We start from the raw sequence: 9835 nt of genomic DNA on the forward strand, positions 1-9835 counted from the left end.
GGCCACAATTCAATGATTCTGATGATCGAGGCTCAGGTCACCTACATCCTGGATGCGTTGAAACAGATGCAACACCATCGCATCGCCACGGTGGACGTCAAACCCGCCGTAGAAGAAACCTACAACCAACAGCTGCAGGACAAGCTCAGACGCACCATCTGGAACACCGGCGGCTGCCAGAGCTGGTACCTCGACCCGCGCACCGGCAAGAACACCACCTTGTGGCCTGGTTCGACCTGGCGCTTCAAGCAAGTCACTCGGCATTTTGCACTCAAGGACTATATCGCCCGCCTGGCGCCACCCGCGCCTCATCCTGTGCCAACGGCCTACTCCAACACTGAAGGCAGCCTGACATGAAATCATTCAATGGCCGCGTGGCGGCAATCACCGGTGCGGCATCTGGCATGGGCCGCGCACTGGCTTTGGCCCTGGCACGGGAGGGTTGTCATCTGGCGCTCGCGGATAAAAACAGCCAGGGCCTGGAGCAGACGCTGACGCAGATCAAGACGTCAACGTTGTCACCCGTGACGATCACAACCCAGGTGCTGGATGTGTCCGACCGCCAAGCGGTCGAGGCATGGGCCACGCAGTGCATCGCCGAGCATGGCCAGGTCAACCTGATCTTCAACAATGCCGGAGTGGCGCTGTCGAGTACTGTGGAAGGCGTGGACTACGCCGACCTGGAATGGATCGTCGACATCAACTTCTGGGGCGTGGTGTACGGCACCAAGGCATTCCTGCCACACCTCAAAGCCAGCGGCGATGGGCATGTGATCAACACGTCCAGCGTGTTCGGCCTGTTCGCTCAGCCCGGCATGAGTGGCTACAACGCCACGAAGTTTGCCGTGCGTGGCTTCACCGAATCTCTGCGCCAGGAACTCGACCTGCAGCGCTGCGGCGTCTCGGCCACCTGCGTGCACCCTGGAGGAATTCGTACCGATATCTGTCGGAGCAGCCGCATCGACGCCAACATGACCGGATTTCTCATCCACAGCGAACAACAGGCCCGTGCCGATTTTGAAAAGTTGTTCATCACCGACGCCGATCAAGCGGCCAAAGTGATCCTGCAAGGTGTACGCAAAAACAAACGCCGCGTGCTGATCGGGCGCGATGCCTACTTCCTCGACCTGCTCGCCCGTTGCTTGCCAGCGGCCTATCAAGCACTGGTGGTATTGGCCAGCAAACGCATGGCGCCAAAACCACCCACGCCGGTATTCGAAACCCATGACGAGCCTCGCCACTGAACAGGAGAACGCACCATGCTGCCGATCCGCCGCGATATCCGCTTTGCCTTGCCCGCCGAGCGTATCAAGAACTGGCACGAACAAGGCCCGTTCATCACCCACTTCTTCAATGCCTTGTCGTTGCTGTTTCCCCAGGGCGAACTGTTTTTCATGGACAGTGTGCGCCACTACCGCTCGCAGATTGACGATCCAGCCCTGAAAGCGGAGATACAAGGGTTCATCGGCCAGGAGGCCATGCACAGCCGCGAACATGTGGCCTACAACGACCTGTTGCAGGCGGCCGGCTTACCGGCGCACACCCTCGACCGACGCCTCAAGTTCATCCTCGACCTGCAGAAAAAACACCTGCCGCCCTCTTTCAACCTGGCCGTAACCATCGCCCTTGAGCACTACACCGCGATGCTCGCGGAGATCCTGCTGAGCGACCCGTCACGCTTTGGCGACTCGCTCAAGGGCTACCGGCAGATGTGGTACTGGCACGCGCTCGAAGAGACCGAACACAAAGCGGTAGCATTCGATGTGTGGAACACCGTGATCAAGCCCGGCCCCCTGCGCTACCTGCTGCGCACCGGGACCATGCTGACCACCACCGCGCTGTTCTGGCTGGTGGTCTTTGATTTCCACCTGCGCCTGTTGCTGGCCGATCGCACGTCAGGCGGCTATCTGAAAGGCTTCTGGCGCATGCTCAAGTTCTTATATGGCCCCAGTGGCGTATTCCCGCGAATGCTGCGGCCATGGCTGCACTATTTCAAACCGGGCTTTCATCCTTGGGATCATGACAATCGCGCACGCCTGACGGGCATCGATAGCCTGCTCGACGAAATAGAGCGGACACAACGCGGCTATGAGTCAGCCTAGGCTCCGCCCAATACTTTACGTTCGCGCACAAAGTGCGGCACCTGTTCGCCGGGCAGCGCTTTACTGAAGTACCAGCCCTGAATAAACAACTCGGTGCCGGTACTCAAGAATGCCAACTGCTCGGCAGTCTCCACTCCCTCGACCACCACTCCCAGGTTCAGCGCCTCGCAGAAGCGCAACATGCCAGTCAGCACCTGAGCCCCTTTGGGATCGCGTTGGGCAACCACAAAGCTGCGATCGATCTTGATGAAGTCCACGGGAAACTGGTGCAGATAACTCAACGCCGAGAACCCGGTGCCAAAGTCATCGAGATAGACCTTGGCGCCGATCGATTGCAATTTCTGGATGGTCTGGCGCGTGGCCTGGATGTCGCCGACCAGAGCGTCTTCCGTGATTTCCACCGACACCTGCCCATGGGCCTGAGCCAGGATTTCCACCAGGCGATCACCATAGGCGGCGTGGGTCAGCGTCACACTGGAAATATTGATGGTCATCGGTAACTCAAAGCCAACCTTCTTCCATTGCTGGTACTGGCGTACCGCCTGGGAGGCCACCCATACATCCACATCAGGCATCAGTCGAGCCTGCGCCAGCCATTGCAGGAATTCCCAGGGCGAGTGCACCTCGCCCTGATTGTCCCGTGCTCGCATCAGAGCTTCACAACCGGTGCACAGGCCGGTGCGAGTGGAGACCTGCGGCTGGAACTCCAGGTAAAACTCGTAATCGCTGATCTGCTGAATCCGACTGAACTCGACAGCCTGGCGTGCCGCATTTCGATGGGACGCGAGCACCGGGTCGAATTCCAGCAGTCGACCCTTTTCTTCAAGGCCGCGAAACGTCATGTCCAGGGACTTGAGATACACCGTCCCCCCCTCACTGGACTGACGATGAATCGCCCGCACATACGGCGCATATATCAGGGTACCCAAGCCCAGAAGCACCAATTGCAGCACCACCGCAGCCATGTCGCCATGGGTACTCAGGTAGGCATTGAGCATCACCGGTGCAGTAAACGGGACGCTGGCCACCGCCGGTGACACCCAGCCCAATTGCACCACCGCCAAAGCCACCATGGTATTGAGCGCAGGTACCAGTAAAAACGGAATGAACAAACGCGGGTTGAGGATGATCGGCAGTCCAAACAGCAGCACCTCGCTGACGTTGAACAACGACAGCGGTAAGCTGGCAATGGCCAGCAACCGCATGGACTGGCTCTTGGAAAACAGCAGGATCGCCGACAGCAGGCACAGCGTCGCGCCCGACCCACCAATAAATGCGAAAGACCCCAGCAGACCGCTGTTGAGCAGATATAGAATCGGCTCACCCGCCGCCTGCGAAGCCCCGTTGAGCACCACGGCCTGGTCCAGTACATCGAATAGCGGCTGCATGGCATACACGCCGTGAATGCCGAAAAACCACAGCAACGAATTCATCAGGGTCACGAACAACCCGCTGCCGTATGGCGTTTGCAGCGCATCGAGCACCTGAGGGCCTTGGAGCTGGGCCACATAAGGAACCTGCAGCAGCAACGACAACACCACCACCAATGTGAGCGCGGTGATTGCGCCAGGCAGCACCATGTTGATGGTGCCCCGAAGGTTATGGCCGACGAGGTCCTCGTTGACCAGGCGCGTCCAACGAAAGCGATGCAGCCAGGCAATGGCCGGCACATTGATCAACGGTGACGCAATGGCGATGAACAGCACGAAGGTGGCCGAGGCCCGTGGATACTCGCGCAGGACGAAGGTCGCCACCACCACGTGGGCAAGGCACAGGAATGCGATCGGCAACTGTGGCAGGCGATACTGGATCGCCAGCATGTACCCAATGGATGCGGCCACCAACAGCGGGATAACCGAGCTGATCTGATTGTGCAGCCCTGCCAGAAAGCCCACCACCTGTGGGTCAAACCCGAGTACCCCGGCACACTCGGACAGGATCAGGAAGGAGGCAGACACCAACAGGCACGGCAAGATCCACAGCAACCCCTCACGAATCGCCCGCAACGACTCCGTGCTTGCCAGGGCGGCCAGGCGTTGAGTAAGGAAAAGTTTAAACAGCGTTTGCGCCATGACCTGTCCCTCTGCCTGTCACTCGCTGCCCCTGGTAATCAGGGCCGGAAACACGAGTTAACGCTACACGTCCTGATAGCGTGAGCGAAAGCCTTTTGCCATATACCTGGATTTATTTAGGCAGCGTATGCCCATTTGCTACGCTGGTTCGAAGATGAAATATCGAACTTTCCGACAAGATCTGCCCCCTAATCTGATCTGAGTCGGTATTATCCGCGCCTTTCTGCGCGTTAATGGATGTGAAGCCGGGGTAAAGTCCGGGTGACCCACTCAGGGAATGTTGTCTGGAACGGAAGCAGGCACTCAGGAGTAAGGCTGACTATGCAAGACAAACGCTCAAACAGTATGCGCCCCCTCTGCATCACCATTGTGCTGTGGCTGTGCAGCGTGGCGTTGTTATTCATTATCAAAAAAGTCATTGAGATTTTTACCGGGCCTGTCGCTGAAACCTGGATAGACCTGACCCTGGTACTCGCGGCTTACCTGATGTTTTTCTTGCTGGCACCGTTGCAAAACTGGCTGCGCCGCAAGTCCAACAAGCGGGCTCGGCGTCATATCAGCCGACACTCGTCCGATACCGAGCCCCGTCGTTCCCACTGAGGTGCACCTCTTGTCAGCACCCGACGATAAGCATCAACGTGCCTTGGATCGGTTCCTGCGCGAACACCCACAACTCGTCACTCAGCTGGACAGCCTCAACCCCCTGGCTGCTCAGGCCAGGGGCGAAACCCTTGCACAATATCGTGCCGAACGCCTGCACGAAGCCTTCGAAGCAGAGGCCGAGCGCCTGAACCTATTCGCTTGGGAACTGACCCTCAAGCTGACGGCGCAATCCGCCGAAGACTTCGAGGCCCAACGCCTAGAAGTGCACAAGGAAGTCGCGCAGATGGCCGGGCTGGATTGGGTCGAGTACTGCCAACTGCATGACTTGGCTACTTGATCCACGCCCCTACAGCAACCAGCGAGACCGGTCGCGGCCAATGACTTCGCGCAGCTCAGCCACGCTCACGTCGCGTCGCTCGGGGTCCACCGCCAATGCACAACGTAACGCAGGCCAGCAATGCCTGGGCAATTGCGTAATCCAGTGGCCGCCTAGGTTCAATTGATGCAGGAACGACCGCCAGGGAAGGCGCCGTTCCTGCCTCTGAAGAACTACACCATCGCCAGCGGATGCTTACGTTTAGGCGCCCCGAATACGCGGTCGATCGCGTCCAGATCATGCTCATCCAACACCAGTTGCGCGGCGCCCGCATTGAGGCGCACGTGTTCGGGCGTGACGGCTTTCGGGATGGCAATCACACCGTCCTGACGCAGGACCCAAGCGAGGGAAACCTGTGCAGGTGTCACCTCATGACGATGGGCAATTTGCTTGAGCGTAGGGCTGGACAACAGCTCACCGCCTTGGGCGATCGGACAGTAAGCCATCAAGGGCAAATGGTGTTGCTGCCACCACGGCAGCAGGTCGAATTCGATACCACGCTCTTCAATGTTGTAGAGCACCTGGTTGGTGGCGCAGGCCGGGGATGCCAGTTCCTGCAGGTCCGCGACATCAAAATTGGACACCCCCCAACGGCCGATCTTGCCGGCTTCGCGCAGGCGTTCGAACGCTTCAACGGTTTCTTCAAGAGGGTATTGGCCACGCCAGTGCAGCAGGTACAGGTCAATGTAGTCGGTGCCCAGGCGTTGGAGGCTGGCTTCGCAGGCACGGGGAACGCCTTTATGGCTGGCGTTGTGCGGATAGACCTTGCTGACAAGGAACACGTGGTCGCGCTTGCCGCGAATGGCTTCGCCGACCACCGTTTCGGCGCCGCCCTCGCCATACATTTCGGCGGTATCGATCAGGGTCATGCCCTCGTCGATGCCCAATTGCAGCGCCGCGACTTCGGCGCGGCGCTGGTCCGGTTTTTCGCCCATGCGCCAGGTTCCCTGGCCGATGACCGGCACAGGCACGCCAGCCAGATCAATGGTACGCATGACAATCTCCTGATGAGTTCACGGGTCTAGAGTGTGGCACTGACTGGACAAAAGGGTTCCATCCAGTAGGCTCCCATCGTCCTGAGCTTAACCCTACCCGAACGGGTTATGGCGCCCCTCCTCGTCCTGCCTGACAGTGCTATCAGTCCCTCAGCCTGATAACAAGCACAAGATAGGTGGGTCCCCATGCAGAAAACCTTCATCGCTCTGTTCAGTGCCGCCTTGCTGGCCTCGGCAACTTTGAGCCATGCCACCGATGCCCCGGACAACACCCTGCGCATCTACAACTGGGCGGACTACATCGGCGACACCACCCTGGCTGACTTCGAGAAAGCCACCGGTATCAAGGTGGTCTACGACACCTACGATTCGTACGAAACCGTGCAGGGCAAACTGCTTTCGGGGCGCTCCGGTTATGACCTGGCATTGCTCAATGCCTCTCTGGTACCGCTGCTGATCAAAGGCAACGTATTCCAGGCCCTGGATAAATCCCGTTTACCCGACTGGAAAAACCTCGACCCACTGGTACTCAAAAGCCTGGAGGCACACGACCCCGGTGTTACCTATTCGGCACCTTATACCTGGGGCAGCAACGGCGTGACCTACAACGTCGACATGATCAAGGCGCGTATGCCGGACGCCCCCCTCGGCTCCCTGGCGATGATCTTCGACCCCAAGGTCGTGTCCCGGTTTGCCGACTGCGGCATCAGCTTCATGGATTCCCCCACCGACATGATTCCCCTGGCCCTGACCTACCTCGGCCTGGACCCCAACAGCGTCGCGCCCAAGGATCTCAAGGCCGCCCAGGACGTGCTGATGGCGGTGCGTCCCTATATCCGCAAATTCGACTCCAGCGGTTTCATCAATGGCCTGGCCAACGGTGACTTGTGCCTGGCCACTACCTGGTCCGGCGACTACGCCACATCCCAGGCGCGGGCGACGGAAGCCGGGGCCAACGTCAAGCTGGATTACTTCATACCCAAGGAAGGCTCGTTGATCTGGTTCGATAATTTCTACATTCCTGCCGATGCGCCCCATGTGGCGAATGCCCATAAGTTCATCGAGTTCCTGCTGCAGCCCAGCACCATGGCCGGCGTCAGCAACACCATCCATTACGCCAACAGCAACCTGGCTTCAAAGCCCCTGGTCAACGCGGATATCCGCGACAACCCGGCCATCTATCCCGACCCGGCGACGATGCAGCGCCTATTCACGCAAAAAAGTCAGCCCCAGGCCGCCGTGCGCCTGATCACCCGTACCTGGAATGCCGTGAAGACCGGCAAGTAACCCCCAGCCATTGAAGGTAAATGCCATGACTCTGCCAAATCCCGCTTTCTTCGCCCAGTTCGACCACGCCAAGCTGGACGCCGCCGACAAAGCCCACTACATGCACGGTTTCCATATGTTCGATGAACACCGTGAACAGGGTTCGCTGAATATCGCAGCGGGTAACGGCGCCTATATCTACGACACCCATGGCAATCGCTACCTGGATGCCGTCGGTGGCATGTGGTGTACCAATATCGGCCTGGGCCGCGAGGAAATGGCCGATGCGATTGCCCATCAGGTGCGCCAGTTGGCGTACTCCAATCCGTTCTGTGACATGGCCAACGTCACGGCCATCGAACTGTGCGCCAAACTCGCCAGCCTGGCCCCTGGCGACCTTGACCATGTGTTCCTCACCACCGGTGGTTCTACCGCAGTGGACACGGCTTATCGGCTGGTGCAGTACTACCAGAACAGCCGGGGCAAGCCGACCAAAAAGCACATCATTTCGCGCTTGGGCGCCTATCACGGCAGCACATTCCTGACGATGTCCATCGGCAACAAGGCCGCCGACCGCGCCCCCGAATTCGACTTCATGAGTGACCTGTTCCACCACATCTCCTGCCCAAACTACTACCGGGCACCGGAGGGGATGAGCGAAAGTGATTTCCTCGGTTTCCTGGTGAGCGAGTTCGAAGACAAGATCCTGACACTCGGCCCAGACAATGTGGCGGCGTTCTTCGCCGAGCCGATCATGGGCTCCGGCGGCGTGATCATCCCGCCCAAGGGTTACCACCGTCGTATGTGGGAAGTCTGCCAGCGCTATGAGCTGCTCTACGTCGCCGACGAAGTCGTCACCTCGTTCGGGCGTCTCGGTGCATTTTTTGCGTCCGAGGACGTGTTCGGCATGCAGCCGGACATCATCACCACCGCCAAGGGCCTGACTTCCGGTTATTTGCCACTGGGTGCGTGTATTTTTTCCGATCGGATCTGGCAGGTGATCGGCGAGCCAGGCAAGGGCCGCTGCTTTACCCACGGCTTTACCTACAGCGGCCACCCGGTCAGCTGCGTGGCAGCACTGAAGAATATCGAGATCATTGAGCGGGAAAACCTGCTGGCCCATGTGGAGGACGTGGGCGTGTACCTGGAGCAACGCTTGCAGAGCCTGGCCGACTTGCCCCTGGTCGGGGATATTCGCTGCCAACGGCTGATGGCCTGCATCGAGTTCGTGGCGGACAAGCGCAGCAAGGCGCTGCTGCCAGAGGCGGTGAACATTGGCGAGAAAATCCACCTGCGCGCCCAGGCCAAAGGCTTGCTGGTGCGGCCGATCGGCCATCTGAACGTGATGTCGCCACCGTTGATCATCAGCCACGCCCAAGTGGATGAAGTGGTAGAGACGCTACGCCAATGCATCCTCGAAACCGCCGCAGAATTGCGCCAGAGCGGCGAGTACCACGACTGATGAAACACCACGCCGAGCCTGTCTCGGCGTTTTTGCCTGGGCACGGCCCCGCGGGTAGACTGGCGGCCATGACCACAGCCAGCCCTACCCCGACCCTCGACGAACTTGAAGCCTGGCATCAAGCCCTGGCCCAGGCCTTTATCCACGTGGACGAGTCGTCGTTTCTCGAACACCTGGCCAGGGCACTGTGCACCCTCACCCCCATCGAATCGATGATGATCAGCCTGGAGCGCCAGGGCTTGCCGCCGCACCTGCTGTATCAGCAGGGCATCCCCCGGGCTTATCAGGATGAAATCATCCACCGCTACTTTTCCCGAGGCTATTTGTTGGACCCATTCTGCCTGGCGGTGGACAAGGGCCTGGCCGAAGGTTTCTACCACCTGGCCCAGATCGCCCCGGACGATTTCTTCAACAGTGAGTACTACAAGACCTACTACCTGCGTAGCGGCGGCGCCCAGGAAAGCTACTACATCGTCGACCTGTGCCCCCAAAGCAAAATCTCCCTGTGCATGTTCCAGGGCCTGAGCGCCGGACAATTCAGCGAGGCGCAACTGACGCTGCAGCAATCGACCCAGGCCATGGTCCGCGAACTGCTACGTCGCTTCGGCACCACGGGTGGCCTGGCCAAGGTGATCAGCGACGAGACATTCACCCAGACTCAGGCCCACCAGCAGATCGAAGCCGCGTTCATGGGCTTTGGCAACGGTGTGCTCACCGTACGCGAACGCGAAATCGCCCACTTGATCCTGCGCGGTCACTCGGTTAAATCCACCGCGCAAGTGCTGGGCATTTCCCCGGAAACCGTGCGCATGCACCGCAAGAACCTGTACACCAAGCTGGCCATCAACTCTCAGGCCGAACTGTTCGCCCTGTTCATCGAGTGGCTGACCCGTAGCGGTGCCATGGCCCGGGCTTGATATACACCACGCTGTTTCTGTAGTGAGCGGGCTTGCCCCGCG

The 9835-nt window shown here is 59.3% G+C and carries 9 protein-coding genes and 1 pseudogene; 8 read left to right on the forward strand and 2 right to left on the reverse strand.

All coding sequences use genetic code 11. The features are described from left to right. The 3 genes and pseudogenes from ACRESD_RS08025 to ACRESD_RS08035 form a co-directional block, all read left to right on the forward strand. Positions 1 to 357: pseudogene (locus ACRESD_RS08025) on the forward strand (4-hydroxyacetophenone monooxygenase); the annotation flags it as partial. Next, positions 354 to 1244 (forward strand): SDR family NAD(P)-dependent oxidoreductase, encoded by an 891-nt coding sequence (locus ACRESD_RS08030; protein ID WP_431750433.1) that lies wholly within the window; start codon positions 354 to 356, stop codon positions 1242 to 1244. The pseudogene ACRESD_RS08025 and the gene ACRESD_RS08030, both read left to right, overlap by 4 nt. A 15-nt stretch (positions 1245 to 1259) precedes the next feature. Beyond that, complete coding sequence (locus ACRESD_RS08035) at positions 1260 to 2102, forward strand: metal-dependent hydrolase (RefSeq protein WP_431750434.1); 843 nt, start codon at positions 1260 to 1262, stop codon at positions 2100 to 2102. On the opposite strand, the gene ACRESD_RS08040 is transcribed toward ACRESD_RS08035, so the two are convergent. Further along, positions 2099 to 4174 carry a PTS sugar transporter subunit IIC/EAL domain-containing protein gene (locus ACRESD_RS08040; protein ID WP_431750435.1) on the reverse strand — a complete coding sequence of 692 codons (2076 nt, stop codon included), beginning with the start codon at positions 4172 to 4174 and terminating at the stop codon, positions 2099 to 2101. The genes ACRESD_RS08035 and ACRESD_RS08040 overlap by 4 nt on opposite strands. A gap of 321 nt (positions 4175 to 4495) precedes the next feature. Between ACRESD_RS08040 and ACRESD_RS08045 the strand changes: the two genes are divergently transcribed. Together ACRESD_RS08045 and ACRESD_RS08050 are read left to right on the forward strand one after the other, a co-directional pair. Beyond that, on the forward strand, positions 4496 to 4774 hold the full coding sequence (locus ACRESD_RS08045) for a hypothetical protein (protein ID WP_431750436.1): 279 nt from the start codon (positions 4496 to 4498) through the stop codon (positions 4772 to 4774). Between the two features lie 10 nt (positions 4775 to 4784). After that, entirely contained in the window at positions 4785 to 5114 is a 330-nt protein-coding gene (locus ACRESD_RS08050) for a DUF6388 family protein (protein WP_431750437.1), read from the forward strand. Positions 5115 to 5326: 212 nt separating this feature from the next. On the opposite strand, the gene ACRESD_RS08055 is transcribed toward ACRESD_RS08050, so the two are convergent. Further along, positions 5327 to 6148 carry an aldo/keto reductase gene (locus ACRESD_RS08055; RefSeq protein WP_431750438.1) on the reverse strand — a complete coding sequence of 274 codons (822 nt, stop codon included), beginning with the start codon at positions 6146 to 6148 and terminating at the stop codon, positions 5327 to 5329. A 186-nt stretch (positions 6149 to 6334) separates the two neighbouring features. Between ACRESD_RS08055 and ACRESD_RS08060 the strand changes: the two genes are divergently transcribed. The 3 genes from ACRESD_RS08060 (at position 6335) to ACRESD_RS08070 (ending at position 9793) form a co-directional block, all read left to right on the forward strand. Next, positions 6335 to 7435, forward strand: coding sequence for a polyamine ABC transporter substrate-binding protein (locus ACRESD_RS08060; protein WP_431750439.1), 1101 nt, complete (start codon positions 6335 to 6337; stop codon positions 7433 to 7435). Between the two features lie 25 nt (positions 7436 to 7460). Continuing rightward, a complete protein-coding gene (locus ACRESD_RS08065) occupies positions 7461 to 8876 on the forward strand; it encodes an aminotransferase (protein WP_431750440.1) in 1416 nt (471 codons plus the stop codon). Between the two features lie 68 nt (positions 8877 to 8944). Then, complete coding sequence (locus tag ACRESD_RS08070) at positions 8945 to 9793, forward strand: response regulator transcription factor (RefSeq protein WP_431750441.1); 849 nt, start codon at positions 8945 to 8947, stop codon at positions 9791 to 9793. Positions 9794 to 9835 lie beyond the last annotated feature (42 nt).

It is taken from the genome of Pseudomonas sp., assembly GCF_050739995.1.
GTDB lineage: Bacteria > Pseudomonadota > Gammaproteobacteria > Pseudomonadales > Pseudomonadaceae > Aquipseudomonas.

Coding starts and splice junctions, on each gene's coding strand:
- ACRESD_RS08030 (WP_431750433.1), top strand. CDS start 354: ATGAAATCATTCAATGGCCGCGTGGCGGCAATCACCGGTGCGGCATCT.
- ACRESD_RS08035 (WP_431750434.1), top strand. CDS start 1,260: ATGCTGCCGATCCGCCGCGATATCCGCTTTGCCTTGCCCGCCGAGCGT.
- ACRESD_RS08040 (WP_431750435.1), bottom strand. CDS start 4,174: ATGGCGCAAACGCTGTTTAAACTTTTCCTTACTCAACGCCTGGCCGCC.
- ACRESD_RS08045 (WP_431750436.1), top strand. CDS start 4,496: ATGCAAGACAAACGCTCAAACAGTATGCGCCCCCTCTGCATCACCATT.
- ACRESD_RS08055 (WP_431750438.1), bottom strand. CDS start 6,148: ATGCGTACCATTGATCTGGCTGGCGTGCCTGTGCCGGTCATCGGCCAG.
- ACRESD_RS08060 (WP_431750439.1), top strand. CDS start 6,335: ATGCAGAAAACCTTCATCGCTCTGTTCAGTGCCGCCTTGCTGGCCTCG.
- ACRESD_RS08065 (WP_431750440.1), top strand. CDS start 7,461: ATGACTCTGCCAAATCCCGCTTTCTTCGCCCAGTTCGACCACGCCAAG.
- ACRESD_RS08070 (WP_431750441.1), top strand. CDS start 8,945: ATGACCACAGCCAGCCCTACCCCGACCCTCGACGAACTTGAAGCCTGG.